Source organism: Isoptericola maris (genome assembly GCF_048065335.1).
GTDB classification, from domain to species: domain Bacteria; phylum Actinomycetota; class Actinomycetes; order Actinomycetales; family Cellulomonadaceae; genus Isoptericola; species Isoptericola rhizosphaerae.
This window is the reverse complement of the sequence record NZ_JBLUNY010000002.1, coordinates 401104-424013: the sequence shown is the minus strand read 5'-3', so window position 1 is coordinate 424013 and position 22910 is coordinate 401104. Positions and strand designations below refer to the sequence as shown.

Below are 22910 nucleotides of genomic sequence, written 5' to 3'. Positions count from 1 at the left end.
GGCGTCGCAGGGGGACGGCCCACGACCGCGCTCAGCCCAGGTCGCGCAGGGTGTCGGCGAGGCGGTCGAGCGCTCCGGGGACGGCTGCGTAGTAGGACCAGCGACCGCGCTGCGTGCGGGTGAGCAGCCCGGCGTCGACGAGGATCTTCAGGTGATGGCTGACCGTCGGCTGGCTCAGGCCGACGGGCGCGGTGAGGTCGCAGACGCAGGCTTCGCCGTCGGACGCCGCGGCGACGGTGGACAGCAGGCGGACCCGCGTGGGGTCGCCGAGCGCCTTGAAGACGCGGGCGAGCCGCTGGGCCTCCTCGGCGTCGACGGCGGCGCGCACCGGCGTGCAGCACCCTTCTGGTGCGAGGGGCTCCGACGCGAGCGGGAGCGGAGTCGTCATGCCCCCTATGTTGCCATGCATCGAAGTTTATGGATACGTTGCACCCGACACATTGAAGTTTGTCGATGAGGGAGTGTGGCATGGAGACGACGACGCAGCACCCGGTCGTGGTGATCGGCGCGGGACCCGTAGGGCTCGCCGCCGCGGCACACCTGCTGGAGCGCGGGCTCGAACCGCTGGTGCTGGAGGCAGGAGCGGGTCCCGGGGCCGCCGTCGGCGACTGGGGCCACGTACGACTGTTCTCGCCCTGGCGCTACTGTCTCGACCCGGCCGCCCGCCGCCTGCTCGAGGCCGACAGCTCCTGGCGCGAGCCGGATCTGGACACTCTGCCCACCGGGCAGGACCTGGTGCGCGACTACCTCGCGCCGCTCGCCGCGACTCCCGCCCTGGCCGACCGCGTCCGCTACGGCACCCGCGTGACCGCCGTCGCGCGCGAGGGCGCCGACCGCACGCGGTCGCTCGGGCGCGAGCGCCGGCCCTGGCTGGTGCGCACCGAGTCCGACGGCGGCACGCGCGATGTGCTGGCCGCCGCCGTCGTCGACGCCTCCGGCACCTACGGGCAGCCGAACCCGCTCGGCGGCAGCGGGCTGCCCGCCGTGGGCGAGCACGAGGCGGCGCCGTACCTCGCGGGGCCGCTGCCCGACGTGCTGGGCCGGGACCGCGAGCGCTTCGCCGGACGCCGGACCCTCGTGGTCGGGATGGGGCACTCCGCGGCCAACACGCTGCTCGCGCTCACCCGCCTGGCCGAGGAGGTGCCGGGCACCGAGGTCGTCTGGGCCATCCGTGGCGGGTCCCCGCGGCGCCTCTTCGGCGGGGGCACCGACGACGAGCTGCCGGCCCGAGGGCTCCTCGGGACCCGGCTGCGCGAGGCCGTCGAGGCCGGTCGGCTCGAGCTGTGGACCCGGACGACGATCGAGCGCCTTGCCGCGGCCGACGGGCAGGTCGTGGTCTCCGGCGTCGGACGGGCGCAGGGCGCTCGCGAGGAGGGCCCGTTCGAGGCTCGCGTCGACGTGATCTCGGCAGCCACCGGGTTCCGCCCGGACCTCGACATGCTGCGCGAGGTCCGGCTCGACCTGGACGACGTGGTCGAGGCCCCGGCACGGCTCGCGCCCCTCATCGACCCCAACCTGCACTCCTGCGGGAGCGTGGAACCCCACGGCGAGAGCGTCCTGGCGCATCCCGACGAGGGCTTCTACCTGGTCGGCATGAAGTCCTACGGCCGGGCGCCGACCTTCCTGCTCGCCACGGGCTACGAGCAGGTGCGTTCCGTGGCCGCCGCGCTCGCGGGCGACCGCGCCGCGGCGGACGCCGTGGAGCTGGTGCTGCCCGCGACCGGCGTCTGCTCGTCGGACCTGGCGGGCGAGGACGAGCTCACCGGCGGTGCGTGCTGCGGGACCGCTCCCGCGGAACCTGCCGCCGCGGGACCCCAGCTCGTCGAGCTCACGACCGGACCGCGATGAGTTCGGCGCCTCCCACAGGTCGGTAGGGGTGAGGGGCTCGCGCCAGGCGCGCCCCCACCCCACCGGGAGGCGTCATGACCGAGTTCCTCACCACGTCCAGCGGCGACCGCGTCGCCTACGACCTGCGCGGGGAGGGCCCCGCCGTCGTCTTCGTCGCCGGGGCCGGACCGTTCCGCGAGATCGACCCGGAGACGACGGCGACGGCGGAGCTCGCCGCCGGGCTCGGGCTCACCACCCTGGTGTACGACCGGCTGGGCCGCGGCGAGTCGACGGCGGCCGCCCCGATCCCGCTCCAGCGCGAGATCGACGCGCTGGCCGCGCTCATCGACGTCGCCGGTTCGCCTGCGGTGCTCTGCGGGCACTCGTCCGGGTGCACGATCGCGCTGCGTGCCGCCGTCGCCGGGCTGCCCGTCGCCGGGCTGGCCCTCTGGGAGATCCCGCTCGCCCCGCCCGGGAGCGGTGCGGCCGCGTGGGCCGCAGAGGTCGAAGGGCTCCTGGACGACGGCCGCTCCGCCGCAGCGGTGGAGACGTACATGCGGGACATGCCGCCGGAGTTCCTCGCCTGGCTGAAGGACTCGCCCATGTGGCCGGCCTTCGTCGCGAACGCCGCCGGGCTGCGTCCGGACGCCCAGGCCCTGGCCTGGACCGACTCGGCGCCCGCGGGGGACCTGTGGAGCGGGATCGACGCCCCGGCCTTGGTCATGACCGGCAGCGAGACGTTCGACGAGCTGACCGCGGGGGCCGATCTCGCGGCGGCCGCGCTGCGCGACGCGCGGCGGTTGGTCGTGCCAGGTGCACAGCACTCGTGGGAGCCTGAGGCCATGGCCAAGACGCTGCAGGGCTTCGTCACCGAGATCGCCGGACGATGACCGAGGGCCGCGCGCGCAGGCTCCTGCCGACGGCGGCGCTCGCCGTCGTCGTCCTCGTCGCGCTGACGGCGTGCGCGGCCGGACCCAACCCGGGCCTCGACACCGCCCCGACCGCGCTCGGCGAGCCGGCCGGCTTCTGGCTCGGCGTGTGGCAGGGGATGATCCTGCCGGTCGCGTTCGTGATCTCGCTGTTCACCGACACGGTCTCGGTGTACGAGGTCCACAACAACGGCAACTGGTACGACGTCGGCTACGTGCTCGGCATCTCGTTCGTCTTCGGCGGCCCGTTCGGCGCCAGCCGCGCCCGTCGCTGATCCCTACCGCGGCAGAGCCGTGCTACCTCGGGCGACGGAGGCGGAGCTCGCGCAGGGCGATCCCGACCGCGAAGACCGCGACCCCCGTGAGCACGGCCGGCAGCGGCAGCGTCGCCACGAGCACCACGCACGCCACCAGGCCGAGCACCTGCAGCCACCGCGGGTACAGCCGGTCCGTGCCGCCCTGGGTGAACGCCGCGGCGTTGGCGACGGCGTAGTAGAGCAGCACGCCGAAGCTCGAGAACCCGATCGCGCCCCGCAGGTCGACGGTCAGCACCAGGACGACCACGACCACCGCGAGCGCCACCTCGGCCCGGTGCGGCACCCGGAAACGCGGGTGCACGGCCGACAACCACCGCGGCAGGTCGCCCTCGCGTGCCATGGCCAGGCCCGTCCGCCCGATCCCCGCGACCAGCGCCAACAGCGCCCCGAGCGACGCGGCGGCCGCGCCGACGCGCACCACGACCCCCGCCCAGGCGGACTCCTCGACCGCGGCCGCCAGCGGCGCCGTCGTCCCTGCGACCCCGTCGATCCCGAGCGCGGCGAGCAGCGTCACGGCGACCACCGCGTAGACGACGACGGCGCCGCCGAGCGCCAGCAGGATCGCCCGCGGGATGGTGCGGCGCGGGTCGCGCACCTCCTCACCCATCGTGGCGATCCGGGCGTAGCCGGCGAACGCGAAGAACAGCAGCCCGGCGCCCTGGAGCACCCCGTACGCGACAGCCCACCCGCCGTCGGCCCCGGCCGATCCGCCGGCCCCCGTGCCGCCGTCGGCCGCCACGTGGAGCGCCGGCGAGCCGCTCCACACGACCGCCGTCCAGGTGGCGAGCGCGAGCAGCACGACCGCGACGATCCACCGTGTCAGCCGGGCCGTGCGGGTGACGCCCCGGTAGTTGACGGCGGCCAGCGCGGCGACGGCCACCGCGGCGACGGGCCGCTCCCAGCCGGGCGGGGCGGCGTATGCGGCGAAGGTCAGCGCCATGGCGGCGCAGCTCGCCGTCTTGCCGACCACGAACCCCCAGCCGGCGAGGTATCCCCACCGGTCGCCGAGGCGTTCGCGGCCGTAGACGTAGGTGCCGCCCGCCACCGGGTACTGCGCGGCGAGCTGGGCCGACGACGTCGCGTTGGCGTAGGCGACGACGGCGGCGATCGCCAGCGCACCGAGCAGCGCCCAGGCGGTGCCGGCGGGCAGCACGGCCGCGGCGGCGGGGCCGAACGCGGCGAAGACGCCGGCTCCGATCATGGAGCCGAGGCCGATCGCGACGGCGTCCCGAGTGCCGAGGCGGCGGGCGAGCTGCGTCACGGGCGCCCCTCCGCCGAGCCGAAGGCCCGGTAGTTCCTGTTGCCGCCCGACAGGTTGGCCACGTCGGTGAAGCCGAGGTTGCGCAGCACGTTCTGCCCGGCGTTGCCGGTGACGCCCTTGTTGCAGTACGTCACGGTGGCCAGGGCGGTGTCGAGCTCGCCTGCGCGCGCCCGCAGCTCGGCCAGCGGGATGTGCACCGATCCTTCGACGTACCCCTTCGCGCGGTCCGCGGCGGAGCGGACGTCGACCACCTGGATCGTCTCCCCGGCGGCGCGGCGGCGGTCGAGCTCGGCGGGGGAGAGGAGCGGGGCGGAGCCGCGCACGGCGTTGTCGAGGGCCATGCCCGTGTAGTGCACCGGGTCCTTCGTGGTGGCGTACGTCGGCGCGTAGGCGAGGTCCAGGTGGAACAGGTCGTCCGCCGTCGCGCCGTAGGTGATGGCGGTGGCGAGCACGTCGATGCGCTTGTCCACCCCGGACGGCCCGATCACCTGCGCCCCGAGCAGCCGGCCGGTGGCGCGGTCCGCGACGGCCTTGATCAGCATCTCCTGCCCACCGAGGTAGGGCGGGCGGTCGGGCTTGATGTTGTGCACGACGACGACGTCGTGGCCGGCCTCGCGGGCACGGTCCTCGGTGAGGCCGGTCTGGCCCACCGCCTGGTCGAACACCCGCACGATGGACGTGCCGAGGATGCCTCGGTGCGCCAGCGAGCCACCCGTGAGCGCGTCCCCGGCGATGCGGCCCATCTTGTTGGCGGTCGAGCCGAGCGGCACCCAGGTGGGCTCGCCCGTGACGACGTCGAAGCTCTCGGCGACGTCCCCGACGGCCCAGACGTGCGGCGCGTCGGTGCGTCCCTGGCGGTCCACGGCGACGGCGCCGGTCGGTCCCACGGTGGCGCCGGCGGCCCGCACCAGGTCGAGGTTCGGGCGCACGCCGACCGCGATGAGCACCAGGTCGGCGGGCAGGGTGCGCTCGCCGTCGGCGTCCTGCACGACGACGTCGCCGTCGATCCGGGCGAGGCGGGTGCGGGTGAGCAGCTCGACGCCGTGGGCACGCAGCTCGGCGTCCACGCGGGCGGACATGTCGTCGTCCATGCGCGGCATGGCGTGCTCCTGGGCCTCGACCACGGTGACCTCGAGGCCGCGGCCGACGAGCTGCTCGGCCGTCTCCAGCCCGATGTACCCGGCCCCGACGATGACGACACGGGCGACGTCGTGCTCGGTGATCCAGGCGTGCACGGCCCGGGCGTCGCTCGGGTTGCGCAACGTGAACACCCCGGGCCGGTCGACGCCGGGCACGGGCGGGACCACGGGCGAGACGCCGGTGGCGAGCACGAGCTCGTCGTAGGTGTCCGTGAAGGTCTCGCCGCTCGCGAGGTCGCGGACGGTGACGGTCCGGGCGGCCGGGTCGACGTCCGTCACCTCGTGCCCCGTGCGGACGTCGACGTCGTAGCGCTCCGCGAACCACGCGGCGTCGCGCGGGGTGAGGTCGTCGATGCTCTCCACCGCGCCGCCGAGGTAGTAGGGCAGGCCGCACCCGGAGTAGGAGATGTCGGTGTCGCGCTCGTAGATCGTGATCTGCGCGTCCTCGGTGTTGCGGCGAGCCTTGGCCGCGGCGGAGGTGCCGGCGGCGACCGAGCCCACGACGACGATCCTCATCAGGCGACCGCCTCGACATCGAGCGAGGCGAGCAGGCCGCGCACGCGCCGCTCGATCTCGTCGCGGATGGGGCGCACCGCCTCGATGCCCTGGCCGGCCGGGTCGTCGAGCTCCCAGTCCTCGTACCGCTTGCCGGGGTAGACCGGGCACGCGTCGCCGCAGCCCATGGTGATGACCACGTCGGAGGCCTGGACGGCCTCGTCGGTCAGCACCTTGGGCTGCTCGGCGCGGAGGTCGATGCCACGCTCGAGCATGGCCTCGACGGCGACGGGGTTGATCGTGTCCTTCGGGGCGGAGCCGGCGGAGCGGACCTCGACGGCACCGCCGCCGAGCGCGCGCAGGAACCCGGCGGCCATCTGGGAGCGACCGGCGTTGTGGACGCACACGAACAGGACGGACGGTGGGGTGGGCATGGTGTGCTCCTCGGCGACGGTCAGCGGGCAGGTTTCAGCGGGGCAGGTTCAGGTCGGGCAGCAGGTCGGCGAGCAGGGCGCGGACGCGCACGTCCAGCTCGTCGCGGATGGCGCGGACGCCGGACGGCGAGGCGAGCGCAGGGTCGCCGACGGCCCAGTCCTCGTACCGTTTGCCGGGCAGCACCGGGCAGGTGTCCCCGCACCCCATGGTGACGACGATGTCGGCGGCCCGCAGCGCGTCGTCGGTCAGGGGCTTCGGGTAGGCGGTCGAGGCGTCGTCGGCCGGGCCGGGTCCGAGCTCGTCGAGGAACGGCTTGACGGTGGCGTGCACGTCGCCCGCGGGGAGGGAACCCGCCGACCGCACGACGACCCGGTCGCCCGCGTGGTGGCGGAGCAGGGCAGCGGCCAGCTGGGAGCGGCCGGCGTTGGCGACGCAGACGAAGAGGACCTGCGGAGGGCGGGGGTCGTCGGCGTCGCGGGTGCCGCCGTCGGCCGTCCGTGATGCGGCGTCGACGAGCCGCTGACGGGCGAAGTGCTCGGTGAGGGGCACGAGGTGGGTGGTCATCCCGCCGCGCCGGGCCAGCGCCGTGTACGACTCGCGCACCACCTGCAGCGCCACGGCGGGGTCGGTGCCCGGAACGCGCAGGGTGAGGGACTCTGCGAGCCGGCCGAGCTCGGGCTCGACGTCGCGCAGGCCGGTGAGCTCGCGCGGCCGGTCGTCCTGCCGGTTCTCGACCGCGGCGGGTGCGAACCGGTCGAGCAGCACGGTCACGGCCCCGCGGTAGCCGGGCGCGACCCGGTACCAGACCCAGGTACCGCGCCGCTGGGAGGTGAGGACGCCGACGTCGCGCAGCACTTTGAGGTGGTGGCTCACGGTGGGCTGGGAGACGTCGGCGAGCTCGGCGAGGTCGCACACGCACGCCTCGCCGTCGGCGGATGTCGTGATGGCGGACAGCATGCGCAGCCGCAGCGGGTCGGCGAGCGCCTTGAGCGTGGTGGCGACGACGTCGGCGGCGTCGGCCCCGATGGCGTGGTCGGCCGCGCTGAGCCGGGGGGCGCAGGCTGCGCCGTCGGGCGCCGTGGTGGTCATGACCGGGTCTCCTGGGTCTCCTCGGTTGCTGCCTGCGGTGCGGCGCCTGTTCGCGGGTCCACGCCGAACCATCGGCGCCCGGCCCACAGGCCGACGTAGACGAGGCCCACGAGGACGGGGACCTCGATGAGCGGCCCCACGACCCCGGCGAGGGCTTCGCCGGAGGTGGCGCCGAAGGTCGCGACGGCGACGGCGATGGCGAGCTCGAAGTTGTTGCCCGCGGCAGTGAAGGCGAGCGTGGTGGTCCGTGCGTAGCCGAGCCCGAGGGCCTTGCCGGTGACCATGCCGATGCCCCACATGACGCCGAAGTAGACGAGCAGGGGCAACGCGATCCGGGCGACGTCAGCCGGGCGGGAGGAGACCTGCTCACCCTGCAGGGCGAAGAGCAGGACGATCGTGAACAGCAGCCCGTACAGGGCCCACGGGCCGATGCGCGGCACGAAGCGCTCCTCGTACCAGTCGCGTCCCCGCGTGCGCTCGCCGATCGCGCGGGAGGCGAACCCGGCGGCGAGCGGGATGCCGAGGAAGACGAGCACGTTGAGCGCGATCTGGCCGATCGACACGTCGAGCCCGGCCGTGTCGAGGCCGAGCCAGCCGGGCAGCACCGTGAGGTAGAAGTACCCGAGCAGCGAGAACATGACGACCTGGAACACGGAGTTGATCGCGACGAGCACCGCGGCGGCGTCGCGGTCGCCGCAGGCGAGGTCGTTCCAGATGACCACCATGGCGATGCAGCGCGCCAGCCCGACGACGACGAGTCCGGTGCGGTAGGCGGGCAGGTCGGGCAGGAAGATCCACGCCAGGGCGAACATGAGCCCGGGCCCGACGACCCAGTTCAGGACCAGCGAGCTGACCAGCAGCCGCTTGTCCCCGGTGACGGCGGCCATCCTGTCGTAGCGGACCTTGGCGAGCACCGGGTACATCATCACGAGCAGGCCCATCGCGATGGGCAGCGAGATGCCGCCGACCTCCAGCGCGCCGAGCAGGTCCCCGAGGGCGGGGACGAAGCGGCCGAGCAGCAGGCCACCGACCATCGCCAGGCCGATCCACAGCGGGAGCCAGCGGTCGAGGCTGGACAGACGGGCACTGACCGGTGCCTGGACGGTGGTGGTCATGGAGCTCCTGACGTGACTGTTTCGACGAACGTCAATATAGATAGATCTCGATGCAGCGGTCAACGCGGCAGGGTCTTGCGGCCAGGCTGAACAAGCGTTTAGTGTGTTGAACATGAGTTCAGCCGAAGCCGCCGGGGTGCCTGAGGGCACCTCGTCGACCGGGCGGCCGCCGTCCGACGGCTCGGCGCGCGACCGCATCCGGGACGCGGCCGTGCTGCGCTTCGCGCGGTCCGGGTTCGGAGCCTCCGTGCGCACCATCGCCGCCGACGCCGGGGTGAGCCCCGCGCTGGTCATCCACCACTTCGGCTCCAAGGACGCGCTGCACCGCGCCTGCGACGACTTCGTGCTCCGCTGGATCATGGGGTCCAAGCGGCAGAACATGGGCAAGGCCACCAACGGGCAGCTGCTGCAGGTGATGGCGGAGATCGACGAGTACGCCCCGCTGCTGGGCTACTCCGTCCGGTCGTTGCAGGCCGGCGGCGACGTGGCCCGAGCCTTCGTGCAGCACATGATCGACGACGCGCAGGTCTACACCCGCGAGGCCGTGGCCGACGGCATCGCCAAGCCCAGCGTCGACGAGGACGCCCGCGTGCGCTACCTCGTGCTGTCCGCGCTCGGCACGATGCTGCTCTCCCTCACCCTCGACCCGCCGGAGGACCCCGAGGACTTCCGGGCGGCCGTGAGCAACTTCATGGCCGACCAGTACCTGCCCATGATCGAGCTCTTCACCCAGGGCTTCCTCACCAGCCGCCGCATGCTCGACGACTACCTGCTCTACGTCGGGGACCCGCCCGGCGCCTCGCCCGGGCAGAGCGACGCCGACCACGAGCACGTACCCGAGACCACGAGCGAGGAACCATGAACAGCGCACCAGCCATCGAGATCCACGACCTGGACAAGTCCTTCGGCGCGGTCAAGGCCCTGGACGGCCTCGACCTCGCTGTCGCCCACGGGCAGGTCGCCGGCTTCCTCGGCCCCAACGGCGCCGGGAAGTCCACCGCCATCCGTGTCCTGCTGGGCCTGCTGCGCAAGGACGCCGGCAACGTCCGCGTGCTCGACGGGGACCCCTGGTCCGACGCCGTCGCCCTGCACCGCCGTCTGGCCTACGTCCCCGGGGACGTCAGCCTGTGGCCCAACCTGTCCGGCGGTGAGGCGATCGACTACCTCGCCCGCCTGCGCGGCAAGGTCGACAAGAGGCGCAAGAGCGAGCTGCTGGAGCGGTTCGAGCTCGACCCCACCAAGAAGGCGCGCACCTACTCCAAGGGCAACCGGCAGAAGGTCGCCCTGGTGTCAGCGTTCATGTCCGACGTCGACCTGCTCGTCCTCGACGAGCCGACCTCCGGCCTCGACCCGCTCATGGAAGCCGTCTTCATGGAGTACGTGCGCCAGGCCAAGGAGCGTGGCACCTCCGTGCTGCTGTCGAGCCACATCCTGTCCGAGGTGGAGAAGGTCTGCGACACCGTCACGATCATCCGCCAGGGCCGGGCCGTCGAGTCCGGCACGCTCGACGAGCTGCGCCACCTGACACGGTCCAGCGTCACCACCGTCGTGGCGGGCGACCCCGCGGCGCTGTCCGGCCTGGACGGCGTGCACGACGTCGCCACCGTGCCCACCGACGAGGGGAACCGCGTCACGTTCGACGTCGACGACGCCCGGATCGGGGGCGTCCTGGCCGCGCTGACCGCCATGGACGTGCGCAGCTTCACCGCGGCCCCGCCGTCGCTGGAGGAGCTGTTCATGCGCCACTACGGCGAGGACGTGACCGGCGACGCCGCAGGGTCCGACGGCGGCACGGACGGTGAGCCGGACCGGTCCGGCGGGCGCGCGCGGACCCGCAGCAAGGCAGGTGCGTGATGACGACGACCCTCGAGCGGCCGGTGCCCGCCGCGGCGTCCGCTCCTGCCCGGGGCGGCTCCACGCTGAGCGGCACCGGCAGTCTCATCCGCTTCATCCTGCGCCGTGACCGCGTGCGTCTCTCCGTGTGGACCGGCTCGCTGGTGCTGTTCTACGCGTACTTCACCGCGGCGCTCGGCATCATGGGCGAGACCGAGGGTGCGCTCCAGGCGCGCGGCGCGCTGATGGAGACGCCGTCGGGCATCGTCATGGGCGGCCCCGGCTACGGCGTCGAGAACTACACCGTCGGCGCGGCCATCGCGAACGAGGGCACCGTCTGGGTGGTCCTCGCGCTCGCCCTCATGAGCATCCTGCACGTGGTGCGGCACACCCGCGCCGAGGAGGAGACGGGCCGGTCCGAGCTGGTGCGCGCCGCTCCTGTCGGCCGCCACGCCCCGGCCGTGGCGGCCGTGGTCACGCTCGTGCTGGTCAACGCGGTGATCGCCGGCGTCTCGGCGCTCGCGATGACGGGTGTCGGCGGTGCCGAGGAGATGCCGCTGGCCGACTCGCTCGGCATGACCGTCGGCGCCGGGCTGAGCGCCATGGTCTTCGGCTCGATCGCGCTCGTGTTCTGCCAGCTCGTCGAGAGCGGCCGGGGTGCGAGCGGTCGCAGCGTGGCCGTGTTCGGTCTGGCGTTCGCCGTCGAGGTCGCGGGCAACCTGCGTGAGGTGCCGGGCGGCAGCGCGCTGTCCTGGTTCTCGCCGATCGCCTGGGCGCAGCAGACGAGGGCCTTCGTCGACCTGCGCTGGTGGCCGATGGCGCTGAGCGTCGTCACGATCGTCGTGCTGCTCGTCGCTGCTTCGATGCTCGCGTCCCGGCGGGACTTCGGCGGCGGCATGATCGCGACGCGGGCCGGGAGGCCCGACGCCCGCGATTCGTTGCGGAGCCCGCTCGCCCTCGCCTGGATCCAGCAGCGGGGAGCCCTGCGCTGGTCCGCCCTGGGGCTGGGCGCGATGTGGCTGGCGTCCGGCACGCTCGTCCCCGAGATCGGCACCATGATCGGCGACCTCATCGCCGACAACCCCGCGATGCAGGGGATCTTCGGCGAGGACACCACGCGGTTCGAGGCGGCGTTCCTCGGCGCGATCATGCTCTACGGCGCCCTGTGCGCGGCCGCGTACGCCATCGTGATGGGGCTGCGGCCCAAGGCCGAGGAGACCACCGGCCGTGCCGAGCTGGCGCTGTCCACGCCGGTCTCCCGCGGGCGCTGGCTCGGTGCCCAGCTCCTCGTCGCCGGCGTCGGCACCGTGGTGCTGCTCGCCGTCAGCGTCTACGCCCTGTGGGCCGGCGCGGTCTCGGTCGAGATGACCGAACCCGGCCTCGGCACCTACACGGAGGTGCTTCTCGGCTACATACCCGCCGTGCTGATCTATCTGGGGCTCACGGCCGCGCTCTTCGCGTGGATCCCGCGAGCCACCGCGGCCGGGTGGGCGCTGCTGGCCTACACCTTCGTGATCGGCATGTTCGGCGGTCTCATCGAGGACCTGCCCGAGGCGGCGCACTGGATCTCCCCGTTCTACTGGGTCCCGGAGGCGTTCGTCGCGGACTTCGACGCCGGCTCGTTCGTGGGGCTGAGCGCCGTCGCGGCCGCCCTGCTCGTCCTGGCCTTCGTCGGTTTCCGCCGCCGGGACCTGCAGACGGTCTGAGCGGGCCAGCAAGCCTCGACCGGGCCTGCGGTGCGCCGTCGTGCACCGCAGGCCCGGTGGGTGCGCCGTGCAAGGACTAGCGTGTCCGCGTGACGAACGGACCTGACCCGACCCGCCCCGGCGGCGAGGCCCTGAGCGCGCCGGCCGAACCGCTCGCGCACGGGCTGCGGCCCCGGCACCTGACGATGATGGGCCTCGGTTCCGCCATCGGCGCCGGGCTGTTCCTCGGCTCGGGCGAGGCGATCGCGACCGCCGGCCCGGCGGTGCTGATCAGCTACGCCATCGCCGGGGCGATCGTCGTGGCCGTCATGCGGATGCTGGCCGAGATGGCGTCCGCGCTGCCCGCCTCGGGCTCGTTCTCCGTGTACGCGGAGGTCGCGCTGGGCCGGTGGGCCGGGTTCCTGCTGGGCTGGCTGTACTGGTTCATGCTGATCATGGTGCTCGGCGTCGAGGTCACCGGGGTGGCGGAGATCGTCTCCGGCTGGTGGCCGGGCGTGCCGCAGTGGGTGGTCGCGGGCGTCGTCGTGGCGGTCCTGGGCGGCATCAACCTGATCGGGGTGCGGCAGTTCGGCGAGGCCGAGTTCTGGTTCGCCCTGATCAAGGTGGCCGCCATCGTGGCGTTCCTCGCTGTCGGCGTGCTCGTCGTGGTGGGCGTCATCCCTGTCACGGGCAGCGTGCTCGGGCAGTGGGCCGAGCACGGCGGGTTCGCCCCGGCCGGCGTCGGCGGCATCGCGGCCGGCCTGCTCGCCGTCGCGTTCGCGTTCGGCGGCATCGAGATCGTGGCGATCGCCGCCGCCGAGGCGCGCGACCCGCGTGACGCCGTCGCCCGCGCCACCCGCACCATCCTGTGGCGCATCCTGGCGTTCTACCTCGGTTCCGTCGCGATCATCGTGGCGCTCCTGCCGTGGGACGACGCCGACGCGCTCACCTCGCCGTTCGTGGGCGTCCTCGAGCTGGCCGGGTTCGACGGCGCGGCGCGGCTCATGGAGGTCGTGGTCGTGCTGGCGCTGCTGAGCGCGTTCAACGCGCAGGTGTACGGCACGTCGCGCATGTTGTTCTCCCTCGGGGAGCGGCGTGACGCCCCGGCGGCGGCCACGAAGATCTCCCGCCGGGACGTGCCGTGGGTGGCGGTGCTGGTGTCCGTGTTCTTCGGCGTCGTGGCGGTGCTCCTGAACTGGCTGCTGCCGGAGGCGCTGCTGTCGGTGCTGCTCAACGCCGTCGGCTCCGCGTTGTTCGTCGTCTGGTTGCTCATCACCGTGTCGCAGCTCCGGCTGCGGCCCCGCCTGGAGGCCGAGGCGGCGCGTTCCGGGGAGCCGATGCGCCTGCGGGTGTGGGCCTTCCCCTGGCTCACCTGGGCCACCCTCGCGGCCCTCGTGGGGCTCGCCGCGCTGATGCTGACCGACGACGCCGCGCGGGCACAGCTCGTCGCCACGGCGGTGCTGGTCGCCGTCATCCTCGGGGCGTACCTGGTGCGCCGAGCCTTCGCACGGCGCGAGGCCCGGTCGTCGGAGGTGGGAGCATGAGCGCCATGGGTGAGCTCCTTGCCGTCTGCCGTGTCCACCAGCTGCTGCCCGACGCCGGGACGGTCGGCATCACCGCGATCGACAAGCGGCCCGTCGAGGGCAGAGTGCGAGCCGGGCGCTACGGGCTCTACGCCGACGTCCAGGCGGACCGTGAGAACCACGGCGGACTGGAGCAGGCGGTCTACGCCTATGCCGCCGAGGACGTCGCGTTCTGGGAGCCCGAGCTCGGACGGGAGATCCCTCCGGGTCTGTTCGGGGAGAACCTGCGGACCCGAGGTCTCGACGTGTCCGGAGCGCTCGTCGGGGAGCAGTGGCGCATCGGGACGGTGCTGCTCGAGGTGACGCAGCCGCGCACCCCGTGCGCCACCTTCGCGCGACGGCTCGGGTCGCCGCCGCGCTGGGTGCGCCGGTTCGCCGAGGCGAACCGCACGGGGTCCTACCTGCGGGTCGTCGAGCGGGGTGAGCTCGGGGCGGGCGACGCCGTCGAGATCGTGTTCCGGCCCTCGCACGGGGTGTCCGTGGCGGACTGGTTCGGCACGTGGAACGCGGGTGCTCCGGCGTTCGGCGCGGCTGCCGAGCTGGCGGCGGCCCTACGGAGGTCCGCCGACGACGGCGAGGTGCGCCTGAGCGACGAGATGGACCGCCGCGTCAGCAAGGCGCTGACACGCGCGGTGTGACGTTCCACGTGGTCAGCGGCTCGCCGGTCTGCGGATTCCCTCTTGCAGCGACCCTCGCTGTTCGCTAGTGTCGAACGCATGTTCGAAGACGACGCTTCCCACCCGGCGCGGCACGCTGTCGGGACTCGTCGTGCACGAACCCCCGGTCCCGGTGCGGTCGGTGCCCCGGCCGCACCGGGACCCAACCACCGAGAGCCGCGAGCGAGCACCGACTCCGCCGCACTCATGGACGACGGCGAGGACGGCGGCACGGGGCTCGAGCGAGAGCTTGCCGACCTTCTCGCGGTCGAGGTCGGCGCAGCGCATCCCTACACGGTGTTCGAGCTGTGCCCCGCTCCCGGCCGCGACGGTCGCTCCGACGGCGGCGGCGCCCGGCCCGACGGCGGCGGGCTGTCGGGGCCAGACGCATGGCTCGACGAGATGCCGGGCGGTCCGGGGCCGTCACTCGCGACGATGCTGGCGAGCACCGAGCCCGCCGACCTCGACGACACCTCCCTGGTCGAGCTGCTGGCCGCCTGGGAGCGGTTGGCCGCCTGGGCGCAGGCGGGGTCGGCCGCGGCGCTCGGTGAGCTGCTGCAGCGCACGCGCGGGTCATCCCGGCACGAGTTCGTGGCCGACGAGGTCTCGGCTCGGCTCGGCCTGAGCCGGCACGCCGCCGCGCAGCACGTCGCGGTCGCCCAGGGCGTCCGGTCGATCCCGGAGGTCGCCGACGCGATGGCGGCCGGTGTGGCCGACCGGCGCAAGGCAGAGGTGCTCGTCGCGACGGGGCGGCTCGACGACGCCCGACGGCGGCAGGTGGTCCGCGAGCTGCGCCACGACCTCGAGCACCTCACCGTGCGGCAGATCCGCGACCGGCTGCGCCGGGCAGAGATCACCGCCGACCCGGACGGCACGATCGAGCGTCACCGCGAGGCGCGGCGGTCACGGTCGGTCGTGTTCGAGCCGGTCGACGATGCCATGGCCTATCTGACCGCCTACCTTCCCGCCGCCGACGCGGCGCGTGCCCGTGCGGCGATCGACGGCCTGGGCGGGGAGCTGCACCGCACCCCGGGGGAGTCCAGGCGCCTCGACGAGTGCCGAGCCGACGCGCTGGTCGCACTCCTCACCGGAGCAGTCGAACCGGCCGTCGACACGCCCGCGTCCCCGATGCCCGGCGCAGAGCTGCCCTGCGTCGACGCACCCGGCTCCCAGGTGTCGCAGCCGTACGCGTCGCGGTTCCACGCATCGCAGTTCCAGGCGCCGCGCGGCCGCTCGTCGCCCGTGCAGGTGACCATCGCGGCGTCGACGTTGCTCGGCACCGACGACCTCCCGGCGATCCTGGCGGGCTACGGGCCGATCCCCGCACCGATGGCTCGGACGATCGCGACCGACCCGGAGGCGGTCTGGCAGCGCATCCTCACCGATCCGGTCTCCGGGGTGCTGACGGACCGTTCGTCGCGCTCGTACCGGCCGAGCCCGGCGCTGCGTGCCGCCGTGGTGGCCCGCGACGCCACGTGCGCGTTCCCCGGCTGCGGCGTGCCGGCGTCGCGTGGCGACCTCGACCACATCGTGCCCTTCGACGCGGGGTGCGGCGGGCCGCAGACCCACGGCGACAACCTGCACGCCCTGTGCCGCACGCACCACCGGGCCAAGACGACCGGTGGCTGGGCGGTGGTACGCGACCCGGCCACCGGGACGAGCGTCTGGACCTCGCCGACGCAGCACCGGTACGCGAGCGCGCCGTACCGCGCGGATCCTGCGGGCGTCCGGCCGCGTCCTCGGGTCGGCGATGTCCCGCCGCCCTTCTGAGCGTGCCAGGATGGACCGATGGAGACGCACACGCCCGTCGCGGCCGACCATGTCGTGACCTGCGACGACGTCGGGAACCGCATCGGTACGGTCGCCCGTGCCGAGGTCCACACGACCGACACGCCGCTGCACCTCGCGTTCTCCTGCTACCTGCTGGACGACGAAGGACGTCTGCTGGTCACCCGGCGCGCCCTGGCCAAGAAGACCTGGCCGGGCGTCTGGACCAACTCGTTCTGCGGCCACCTGCGGTGGACGGAGAGTGCCGAGCAGTCGTTGGTCCGGCATGCCGAGCACGAGCTGGGTGCCGAGGTGTCGAACATCGAGGTGGTCGTCCCGGGGTTCCGCTACCGCGCTGTGGACGCCTCGGGGATCGTGGAGAACGAGATCTGCCCGGTCTACGTCGCGCGCGTGGTCGGGGACGTGGAGCCCAACCCGGACGAGGTGTCGGAGCACGTGTGGGCGCCCGTCGGTCAGGTGCTGGCCGCGGTCGAGGCGACCCCGTGGGCGTTCAGCCCGTGGATGGTGCGCCAGCTCGCCGAGATCCCGGCGGCGCGGCTCGGCTGAGCTTCCGCGCGGCGCGGCTGAGCCTCAGCGCACCCGGCGGCGCGGCTCCCGCGGAGGCCACTCGCCGTCGTCGGACCCGTCGTCGGCCTGGAGCAGCAGCTCCTGCAGCTGGCGGTGCACGTCCTCGACGTCGGGGACGTCGTGCAGCACCATGCCCCGCTTCTCGGTGGCGTCGGCGACCACGAGGGTGCCGCAGCCGAACAGGCGGTCGACGAGCCCTTTCTCCATCGAGACGTCGTTGATGCGGTGGAGCGGGATGTCGCGGCCCACGCGGGTCAGCAGCCCGGAGCGCATGGCGATGCGCTGGTTCGTCACGGAGAACGAGGTGGTGCGCCACTTCAGCCACGGCAGGAAGACCCACACCACCGCGACGAGCGCGAGCACACCGAGACCGACCCACCGCCCGGGACCGTCGGGGACCAGCGTGACGACGGCGACCGCACCGACCAGCGCGGCGATCAGCACCACGACCGGCCACACCAGGGCCTTCGTGTGCTCCCGCAGCTCCATGACGACGTGCTCACCGTCGATGAGGTTCTTCTCGTTCAGGGCCATGGCGTCATCCTGCCACCAGGTTCCACGCCTCTATCGACTCCAGGCCGTGCGACGTGCCGAGCGCGCAGATCGCGGCGGTTCCGAGCTCGAGGCGCGCCCCGAACGTCGGGTCGACGTCCAGCCAGGCCGTGGCGAGGACGCGCAGCAGGTGGCCGTGCGCGACGACGAGCACGGTGCCGCCGTCGTCGAGCGTGGGGCGGGCCCGGTCGAGGAACCGGTCGGTGCGCGCCCGGACGTCGGCGAGGCTCTCGCCGTGCCGTGTGCCGCCGTCGGGCACGCTGCCGGCCGGGTCGGGCGGCACGACGCCCACGCCCTCGCGAAAGATCTCGAACTCCCGGCCGATGCTCTCGGTGATCTCGGCGGACGTGCGGCCTTCCACGGGGCCGTAGTCCCACTCGGCGAGGTCCGGGTCGACGACGGCCTCGGGGAAGCCCGCGAGCTCGGCGGTGCGGTGGGCGCGCTGGAGCGGCGAGCAGTAGACGACGGCGGGGGAGAGCCCGGCCAGACGGCGTCCGGCGTCCCGGGCCTCGCGCTCGCCGGCGGTCGTCAGCGGCAGGTCGGTCCGGCCGGTGTGCTTCCCGGCGGCCGACCAGGTCGTCTCGCCGTGGCGGAGGAGGACGAGGCGAGGAGCGTCGGAAGGTGGCAGGTCCATGCTCCGATCGTCGCGCACATCCGACCGGATGGTGGAGGGAGTCGCGCCGAGAGGTCCGGATCTGGCATTCTTCACACGCTCGACACATCCTCGAACCTCGACGCTCGGAGCTCTGCGTGCTCGTCTTCGTCCTCATCGGTGCCGCTGGACTCGTGCTGCTGCTGCTCTCGCTCGTGATCGGGGAGCTGGTGGACATGGGCGACGGTGCGCTGTCCGGCACGTCGCTCGGTGTCGGGGCGGTGGTCTTCGGCGCCGTGGGGTCGATCGTGACCGTCAACGGGCTGCCCGTCTGGACCGCCTACGCGGCGTCGGCCGTCGTCGGTCTGCTCGCCGCCGTCGTCGCCCAGCTCATGATCCGCCGACTCAGCGCCACCGAGGACAACGCGAACGTCTCGCTCGTCGGGGTGCAGGGCACTGCCGTCACGGACATCGGCCAGGCGTCCGGCGAGGTCTCCCTCGACGCGGTCAGCGAGCTCGAGCGGCGCCTCGCGTGGTCGCTGGAGCCGATCGCGGAGGGCACGCGCGTCGTGGTGCTCGAGCACCAGCCCAACAGCGTGCGCGTCGGGCCGTACCGGCCCGGGGCGTAGTCACCGCACCACCCTCCCGGAAGGAGCCGCGCTCCGGCGCGCATCATGACCGACTCGTCCAGCTTCGTGACCACCATCGCGGTGGTCGCCATCGTCATCGCGTTCCTCGCGGTGGGGATCTTCGTCGCCCAGCGCATCCGCCGGGTGCCGCCGAACCAGGCCCTCGTCATCGTCGGCCGCGGCGCCGGGCGCAAGGAGGTCAGCGGGCAGAAGGTCGTCATCGGCGGTCGGACCTTCGTCTGGCCGATCCTGCAGCAGGGCTTCGCGATCTCCCTCGAGCAGCGTCAGATCGGCATGACGGTCGAGGGCGTCGACGCGAACCGCATCAAGATCGCCATCAAGGCGTCGATCAACTTCAAGGTGCGGGGTGACGAGGAGGGCGTGCGCCGTGCGGCGCAGCGCTTCCTGTCCCAGCAGGAGCTCCTCACCGAGATCATCGCGGAGTCCCTCGAGGGTTCGCTGCGCTCGATCGTCGGCGACATGTCGATCGAGGAGATCATCTCCGACCGCAAGGGCCTGTCCGACCGCGTCGTCGAGTCCACCAAGAAGGACCTCGCCGAGCAGGGCCTGCAGGTCGACATCCTCAACATCTCCGACATCTCGACGCCCGGCTCGGACTACCTGGCCAACCTGGGCCGCGCCGAGTCGGCACGCGCCCGCCAGGTCGCCGAGGTCTCCGAGGCGGAGGCGCAGCGGGCGTCGGAGTTCGCCGTCATCGAGGCTGCCGAGCAGATCGCCGAGCGTCAGAAGGCGCTCGACCTCAAGAAGGCCTCCATCAAGGCCGAGACCGACCGCGCACAGGCCGAGGCCGACGCCTCCGGCCAGCTCGCCCGGGCGGAGCAGGACCGTCTCGTCGCCCAGCAGGAGCGGGAGGCGCTGTCGGAGAAGGCGCGCGTGGAGCAGGAGCGCCTCGACATCGAGGTCCGCAAGCCGTCCGAGGCCAAGGCCTACGCCGAGGTCCAGGAAGCCAACGCGCGGCGTGACTCGGAGAACGCGGCCACCGAGGCCGAGGCCTTCAAGCGGACGACGATCGCCGAGGCGAACAAGACCGCAGCGATCCAGGACGCCGAGGCCGCCGCCGAGTCGGTCCGTCGTGCCGGTGAGGCCGACCGGGACCGCCAGGTGGCACAGGCCGCCGGTATCCGGGCCGAGGGTGAGGCCCGCGCGGCCGCCATCGAGGCCGAGGGTCGCGCCGAGGCTGCCGCCACGGACGCCAAGGCGATCGCGCTGGAGAAGTACGGCGAGGCCGCGCTGGTCCAGGAGCTCATCGAGCGCCTGCCGGAGATCGTCCGCGCCGCGGCCGAGCCGATCGCCAGCATCCAGGGCATGACGGTGATCTCCACCGACGGTGCGTCGGCGGTCACCAAGAACGTCAGCAGCGTCCTCGGCGAGGGCCAGGCCGTCGTCAAGGAGCTGACCGGCGTGGACATCAACCAGCTCATCGCCGGCATCGCGAACAAGGACGGCGGGGCGCAGGCCGTCGCCACCAACGGTTCGTCGAACTGACGCGCGCACGCAGGAGGGGCGCGCCGGGCCCCCCCCCCGGGGGGGGGGGCCCGCGGCGGGCGGGGGGGGAGCGGGCCGGCCGCGCGCCGCCCGCCCCCGCGCCCCCCGGGTCGGGGGGGGGCCTCCTGCGTCTGTCAGTCGAAGAGCGTGTCCAGCTCCCAGCCCGGGCCGGAGGTGGCCGAGGTCCGGGACCGGTCGCCGTCGCCGCACCGCGCACCGACGGGCTCGGGGTCGCGCGCCGACTGCTCGGCGGCGGTGCGTCCCGACGGTTCGCCCCGCCCCACGCCGGCGTCGGCGGCGTCCAGCAGCAGGCCGTCGACGGCGCCGCGCCCGGCAGCCCAGTCCTCGGCGGCAAGTCGTGCGAGCTCCTGGGCGCGTTCCGTGAACGGGCTGTCGACGTGGCCACGGACCCACCGGAACCGGACCGGGCCGGAGCGGTCGGTGATCGCCCGGTCGAGAGTCTGAACGAGCTCGAGGTGCTGCACCGGGCCGCCGGACGCCGTCCGCCAGCCGTGGGCCTTCCACCCCTCGAGCCACTCCGAGGCGCAGCGGATCGCGTACTGCGACGCGGACTCCACGAAGAGCGGCTCCTCACCCGGGTGGGCCTCGACGGCGCGGCACAGCGCGGTGAGGTCCGCGACCTGCGGGGTGCCGTCGAAGGCGCCGCCGGAGTCGAAGCGGCCTGAGCCGTGTGCGACCCACGCCCAGCCGATCGCCCCGCCCGTGTCGCTCAGGCTGGAGCCGTCGGTGCTGACAATGATCACGCCGTTGTCCCTCGGTGTTCCTCGGTTTCCCACGGAGTATGCCGCCTCGTGGGGCGACAGGGAACATTGTGCCCTGCCCCGGTGACATCCGGGTGAACCTCTCGCGTACGGATCACCGAAACCCGCGGTCCGAGCCGCCGGAAACCGCTCGACGGCGTACCGGAACCCACGGGCCGCCGTCGGAAGGGATCATGGTGACCCATGGACGACGCCACACCCGCTGCCGCACGCACCTCGGCCGACGTCCGGCGTTGGCGCCGGTACCTGGCCGCCGAGCGCGCCGAGGCGGCCGTGTACCGCGACCTGGCTGCCCGCCGTCGTGGTGAGGAGCGCGAGATCCTGCTCGCGCTGGCAGCGGCCGAGCGGCGGCACGAGCAGCACTGGCTCGACCTGCTCGGCGACGACGTCGGCATGCCGCTGCAGGGAGATCCGCGCACCCGGTTCCTCGCCTTCCTCGCACGGCGGTTCGGCGGTGTCTTCGTCCTGGCGCTCGCTCAGCGTGCCGAGGCGCGCTCGACGTACGGGCGCGAGGAGTACGCCACCGCACAGATGGCTGCCGACGAGCAGATCCACGAGGAGGTCGTGCGCAGCCTCGCCACGCGCGGCCGCAACCGCCTGTCCGGGACGTTCCGCGCCGCCGTCTTCGGCGCGAACGACGGTCTCGTGTCCAACCTCGCGCTCGTGCTCGGCATCGGCGCGTCCGGCGTCGCCACGGGGACCATCCTCGTCACCGGGGTCGCGGGCCTGCTCGCCGGCGCGCTGTCGATGGGCGCGGGGGAGTACATCTCCGTGCGCTCGCAACGAGAGCTGCTCGAGGCGTCGACGCCCGACCCCGAGGCCGTCAACGCGTTGCCGCACCTCGACGTCGACGCGAACGAGCTCGCCCTCGTCTACCGGGCACGCGGCCTGGACGCCGACGCGGCCCAGATCCGTGCGGACGCCGTGCTCGCCCGCCTCGCCGCGACGGGAGCGGTGGAGGGCCTCGGGGACGACGGCGGCACGCGCGCCCCGGAACCGTCGGACAGCACAGAGGGGCACCCCGACACGCACGAGACGCACGGCACCGCCTGGGGCGCCGCGATCTCGAGCTTCTGGTTCTTCTCCTCCGGGGCGATCGTCCCGGTGCTGCCGTACCTGTTCGGGATGTCGGGGCTCGGCGCCGTCGTCATGGCGTCCGTGCTGGTCGGGGTGTGCCTCGTCGTGACCGGCGCGGTGACCGGCCTGCTCTCCGGCACCTCCCCGGTGACGAGGGCGCTGCGTCAGCTCGCCATCGGGTTCGGCGCGGCGGGTGTCACCTATGCGCTGGGCCTGGCCTTCGGCACCACGGTGGCCTGACGCGCCGGCCGGCTGCTCAGCCCGAGAACTCCTCGTACAGCCGGATCGAGGCCTCGAGGGCCCAGTCGTTGGTGAGCTGTGCAGTGTTGTCCGGGTCCTGCAGGTACAGCGACGTCGCGACGTGCATCACGTTGAACCGGCCGAAGTGGTAGCCGAACGGATCGATCTGCTCGCCGCCGACCCACTCGTTGCCGAGCGTGGCGATGTAGCCGTCGTGCTCCGCGAGCCGCGGCTCGTCCGCGACGAGGTCGAACTCGCGCATCTCGGCCTCGTCGTCCTCCCGCGCGACCTCGATGCTGACGCTGTACCCGCCGTCGGTCATGAGCTGCTCGAAGTCCGCCGACCCGTCGACGATCGCGGGCGGGAAGTACGTGCACTGCTTGGTGTACCGCACCGCGTCCGACGTCGGGTCCGGGTCCGGGTCGTCCGGGTGGGCCACCAGGTCGGCCACCGCGGGGCCGAGGGCCGCGTGCAGCTCGCCGCACGACGGCAGGTCGTCGATCGAGGGCAGCGCCCGTCCGTCCGTGTTGGTCCCGCCGGACCCGCTGCCGTCCGCCCCACTGTCTGGGCCGGCGTCGTCGGCGGGCTCGGCTGCGGCGCTGTGCTGCGGTGCGCTGCCCGGACCGTCCTCGGCGTCGGCAGGTTCGGGCTCGGCGGAGCAGGCGCAGAGCGTCAGGACGGCGGCGAGACCGACCGCGCGGAGCAGACCCGGTCGGAGGTTGGCGTTCACGCTCTGCATCGTAGGGTGCCCAGCCCGTCCCCAGGTGGCTGCCAGAGGTCGCTGGGAGGTTACCGGTGCATCACGATGGGACG

General features: G+C 73.5%; 23 protein-coding genes. 13 read left to right on the top strand and 10 right to left on the bottom strand.

Going from position 1 to position 22910, the window contains the following annotated elements; all coding sequences use genetic code 11:
* Positions 1–31: 31 nt before the first annotated feature.
* Positions 32–388, bottom strand: a complete 357-nt coding sequence (locus ACH5HR_RS06145) for an ArsR/SmtB family transcription factor (RefSeq protein WP_416476789.1) — start codon at positions 386–388, stop codon at positions 32–34.
* Between the two features lie 80 nt (positions 389–468).
* On the opposite strand from ACH5HR_RS06145, the gene ACH5HR_RS06140 reads away from it, so the two are divergent.
* From ACH5HR_RS06140 to ACH5HR_RS06130, 3 genes are all read left to right on the top strand, one after another.
* Positions 469–1848, top strand: coding sequence for an FAD-dependent oxidoreductase (locus ACH5HR_RS06140; RefSeq protein WP_416476787.1), 1380 nt, complete (start codon positions 469–471; stop codon positions 1846–1848).
* A gap of 74 nt (positions 1849–1922) precedes the next feature.
* Entirely contained in the window at positions 1923–2717 is a 795-nt protein-coding gene (locus ACH5HR_RS06135) for an alpha/beta fold hydrolase (RefSeq protein WP_402373180.1), read from the top strand.
* Positions 2714–3031 (top strand): hypothetical protein, encoded by a 318-nt coding sequence (locus tag ACH5HR_RS06130; RefSeq protein ID WP_416476786.1) that lies wholly within the window; start codon positions 2714–2716, stop codon positions 3029–3031. The genes ACH5HR_RS06135 and ACH5HR_RS06130 overlap by 4 nt, the downstream gene beginning before the upstream one ends.
* A gap of 22 nt (positions 3032–3053) precedes the next feature.
* On the opposite strand, the gene ACH5HR_RS06125 is transcribed toward ACH5HR_RS06130, so the two are convergent.
* The 5 genes from ACH5HR_RS06125 to arsB are packed head-to-tail and all read right to left on the bottom strand — an operon-like array spanning position 3054 to position 8607.
* On the bottom strand, positions 3054–4334 hold the full coding sequence (locus ACH5HR_RS06125) for an APC family permease (protein ID WP_416476785.1): 1281 nt from the start codon (positions 4332–4334) through the stop codon (positions 3054–3056).
* Positions 4331–5989 carry an FAD-dependent oxidoreductase gene (locus ACH5HR_RS06120; RefSeq protein WP_416476783.1) on the bottom strand — a complete coding sequence of 553 codons (1659 nt, stop codon included), beginning with the start codon at positions 5987–5989 and terminating at the stop codon, positions 4331–4333. Before ACH5HR_RS06120 ends, ACH5HR_RS06125 begins: the two co-directional genes overlap by 4 nt.
* Positions 5989–6402: an arsenate reductase ArsC gene (locus tag ACH5HR_RS06115; RefSeq protein ID WP_416476781.1), complete on the bottom strand. Its 414-nt coding sequence runs from the start codon at positions 6400–6402 to the stop codon at positions 5989–5991. Before ACH5HR_RS06115 ends, ACH5HR_RS06120 begins: the two co-directional genes overlap by 1 nt.
* 34 nt (positions 6403–6436) lie before the next feature.
* A complete protein-coding gene (locus tag ACH5HR_RS06110) occupies positions 6437–7492 on the bottom strand; it encodes a metalloregulator ArsR/SmtB family transcription factor (RefSeq protein ID WP_416476779.1) in 1056 nt (351 codons plus the stop codon).
* Positions 7489–8607 (bottom strand): ACR3 family arsenite efflux transporter, encoded by a 1119-nt coding sequence (gene arsB, locus ACH5HR_RS06105; protein WP_402373196.1) that lies wholly within the window; start codon positions 8605–8607, stop codon positions 7489–7491. The genes ACH5HR_RS06110 and arsB overlap by 4 nt, the downstream gene beginning before the upstream one ends.
* 112 nt (positions 8608–8719) lie before the next feature.
* Between arsB and ACH5HR_RS06100 the strand changes: the two genes are divergently transcribed.
* The 7 genes from ACH5HR_RS06100 (at position 8720) to idi (ending at position 16698) form a co-directional block, all read left to right on the top strand.
* Positions 8720–9469, top strand: a complete 750-nt coding sequence (locus tag ACH5HR_RS06100; protein WP_416476777.1) for a TetR/AcrR family transcriptional regulator — start codon at positions 8720–8722, stop codon at positions 9467–9469.
* Complete coding sequence (locus tag ACH5HR_RS06095; RefSeq protein WP_416476775.1) at positions 9466–10461, top strand: ABC transporter ATP-binding protein; 996 nt, start codon at positions 9466–9468, stop codon at positions 10459–10461. Before ACH5HR_RS06100 ends, ACH5HR_RS06095 begins: the two co-directional genes overlap by 4 nt.
* The gene (locus ACH5HR_RS06090) at positions 10461–12146 is read left to right on the top strand and encodes an ABC transporter permease (RefSeq protein ID WP_416476774.1); all 1686 of its coding nucleotides are present in this window, start codon (positions 10461–10463) and stop codon (positions 12144–12146) included. The genes ACH5HR_RS06095 and ACH5HR_RS06090 overlap by 1 nt, the downstream gene beginning before the upstream one ends.
* Before the next feature lie 89 nt (positions 12147–12235).
* Entirely contained in the window at positions 12236–13669 is a 1434-nt protein-coding gene (locus tag ACH5HR_RS06085; protein ID WP_402373206.1) for an amino acid permease, read from the top strand.
* Positions 13666–14346, top strand: coding sequence for an MOSC domain-containing protein (locus ACH5HR_RS06080; RefSeq protein ID WP_402373209.1), 681 nt, complete (start codon positions 13666–13668; stop codon positions 14344–14346). The genes ACH5HR_RS06085 and ACH5HR_RS06080 overlap by 4 nt, the downstream gene beginning before the upstream one ends.
* 78 nt (positions 14347–14424) lie before the next feature.
* Positions 14425–16134: an HNH endonuclease signature motif containing protein gene (locus ACH5HR_RS06075; protein WP_416476772.1), complete on the top strand. Its 1710-nt coding sequence runs from the start codon at positions 14425–14427 to the stop codon at positions 16132–16134.
* Between the two features lie 18 nt (positions 16135–16152).
* Positions 16153–16698: an isopentenyl-diphosphate Delta-isomerase gene (gene idi, locus ACH5HR_RS06070; protein WP_402373215.1), complete on the top strand. Its 546-nt coding sequence runs from the start codon at positions 16153–16155 to the stop codon at positions 16696–16698.
* Positions 16699–16722: 24 nt separating this feature from the next.
* Here the strand turns inward: idi and ACH5HR_RS06065 are convergent, their stop codons facing one another.
* Positions 16723–17253 carry a PH domain-containing protein gene (locus ACH5HR_RS06065; RefSeq protein ID WP_402373218.1) on the bottom strand — a complete coding sequence of 177 codons (531 nt, stop codon included), beginning with the start codon at positions 17251–17253 and terminating at the stop codon, positions 16723–16725.
* Between the two features lie 4 nt (positions 17254–17257).
* Complete coding sequence (locus ACH5HR_RS06060; RefSeq protein ID WP_416476770.1) at positions 17258–17905, bottom strand: histidine phosphatase family protein; 648 nt, start codon at positions 17903–17905, stop codon at positions 17258–17260.
* 116 nt (positions 17906–18021) lie between these two features.
* Here ACH5HR_RS06060 and ACH5HR_RS06055 point away from each other — a divergent pair, with 116 nt between their 5' ends.
* Both ACH5HR_RS06055 and ACH5HR_RS06050 read left to right on the top strand, forming a co-directional pair.
* Positions 18022–18492, top strand: coding sequence for an NfeD C-terminal domain-containing protein (locus ACH5HR_RS06055; RefSeq protein WP_402373223.1), 471 nt, complete (start codon positions 18022–18024; stop codon positions 18490–18492).
* Between the two features lie 45 nt (positions 18493–18537).
* Entirely contained in the window at positions 18538–19998 is a 1461-nt protein-coding gene (locus ACH5HR_RS06050) for a flotillin family protein (RefSeq protein ID WP_402373226.1), read from the top strand.
* A 134-nt stretch (positions 19999–20132) separates the two neighbouring features.
* On the opposite strand, the gene ACH5HR_RS06045 is transcribed toward ACH5HR_RS06050, so the two are convergent.
* Complete coding sequence (locus tag ACH5HR_RS06045; RefSeq protein WP_402373229.1) at positions 20133–20762, bottom strand: ribonuclease H family protein; 630 nt, start codon at positions 20760–20762, stop codon at positions 20133–20135.
* Between the two features lie 201 nt (positions 20763–20963).
* On the opposite strand from ACH5HR_RS06045, the gene ACH5HR_RS06040 reads away from it, so the two are divergent.
* Positions 20964–22097, top strand: coding sequence for a VIT1/CCC1 transporter family protein (locus ACH5HR_RS06040; RefSeq protein ID WP_416476769.1), 1134 nt, complete (start codon positions 20964–20966; stop codon positions 22095–22097).
* A 16-nt stretch (positions 22098–22113) separates the two neighbouring features.
* On the opposite strand, the gene ACH5HR_RS06035 is transcribed toward ACH5HR_RS06040, so the two are convergent.
* Positions 22114–22827, bottom strand: a complete 714-nt coding sequence (locus ACH5HR_RS06035) for a hypothetical protein (protein WP_416476767.1) — start codon at positions 22825–22827, stop codon at positions 22114–22116.
* Between the last annotated feature and the right edge of the window lie 83 nt (positions 22828–22910).

What these genes read in the sequence shown, in the direction of transcription:
- ACH5HR_RS06135 (WP_402373180.1), top strand. Translation starts at nt 1,923, where the DNA reads ATGACCGAGTTCCTCACCACGTCCAGCGGCGACCGCGTCGCCTACGAC.
- arsB (WP_402373196.1), bottom strand. Translation starts at nt 8,607, where the DNA reads ATGACCACCACCGTCCAGGCACCGGTCAGTGCCCGTCTGTCCAGCCTC.
- ACH5HR_RS06075 (WP_416476772.1), top strand. Translation starts at nt 14,425, where the DNA reads ATGTTCGAAGACGACGCTTCCCACCCGGCGCGGCACGCTGTCGGGACT.
- ACH5HR_RS06145 (WP_416476789.1), bottom strand. Translation starts at nt 388, where the DNA reads ATGACGACTCCGCTCCCGCTCGCGTCGGAGCCCCTCGCACCAGAAGGG.
- ACH5HR_RS06040 (WP_416476769.1), top strand. Translation starts at nt 20,964, where the DNA reads ATGGACGACGCCACACCCGCTGCCGCACGCACCTCGGCCGACGTCCGG.
- ACH5HR_RS06065 (WP_402373218.1), bottom strand. Translation starts at nt 17,253, where the DNA reads ATGGCCCTGAACGAGAAGAACCTCATCGACGGTGAGCACGTCGTCATG.
- ACH5HR_RS06115 (WP_416476781.1), bottom strand. Translation starts at nt 6,402, where the DNA reads ATGCCCACCCCACCGTCCGTCCTGTTCGTGTGCGTCCACAACGCCGGT.
- ACH5HR_RS06130 (WP_416476786.1), top strand. Translation starts at nt 2,714, where the DNA reads ATGACCGAGGGCCGCGCGCGCAGGCTCCTGCCGACGGCGGCGCTCGCC.
- ACH5HR_RS06080 (WP_402373209.1), top strand. Translation starts at nt 13,666, where the DNA reads ATGAGCGCCATGGGTGAGCTCCTTGCCGTCTGCCGTGTCCACCAGCTG.
- ACH5HR_RS06095 (WP_416476775.1), top strand. Translation starts at nt 9,466, where the DNA reads ATGAACAGCGCACCAGCCATCGAGATCCACGACCTGGACAAGTCCTTC.
- ACH5HR_RS06100 (WP_416476777.1), top strand. Translation starts at nt 8,720, where the DNA reads ATGAGTTCAGCCGAAGCCGCCGGGGTGCCTGAGGGCACCTCGTCGACC.
- ACH5HR_RS06090 (WP_416476774.1), top strand. Translation starts at nt 10,461, where the DNA reads ATGACGACGACCCTCGAGCGGCCGGTGCCCGCCGCGGCGTCCGCTCCT.
- ACH5HR_RS06050 (WP_402373226.1), top strand. Translation starts at nt 18,538, where the DNA reads ATGACCGACTCGTCCAGCTTCGTGACCACCATCGCGGTGGTCGCCATC.
- ACH5HR_RS06110 (WP_416476779.1), bottom strand. Translation starts at nt 7,492, where the DNA reads ATGACCACCACGGCGCCCGACGGCGCAGCCTGCGCCCCCCGGCTCAGC.
- ACH5HR_RS06140 (WP_416476787.1), top strand. Translation starts at nt 469, where the DNA reads ATGGAGACGACGACGCAGCACCCGGTCGTGGTGATCGGCGCGGGACCC.
- ACH5HR_RS06120 (WP_416476783.1), bottom strand. Translation starts at nt 5,989, where the DNA reads ATGAGGATCGTCGTCGTGGGCTCGGTCGCCGCCGGCACCTCCGCCGCG.
- ACH5HR_RS06060 (WP_416476770.1), bottom strand. Translation starts at nt 17,905, where the DNA reads ATGGACCTGCCACCTTCCGACGCTCCTCGCCTCGTCCTCCTCCGCCAC.
- idi (WP_402373215.1), top strand. Translation starts at nt 16,153, where the DNA reads ATGGAGACGCACACGCCCGTCGCGGCCGACCATGTCGTGACCTGCGAC.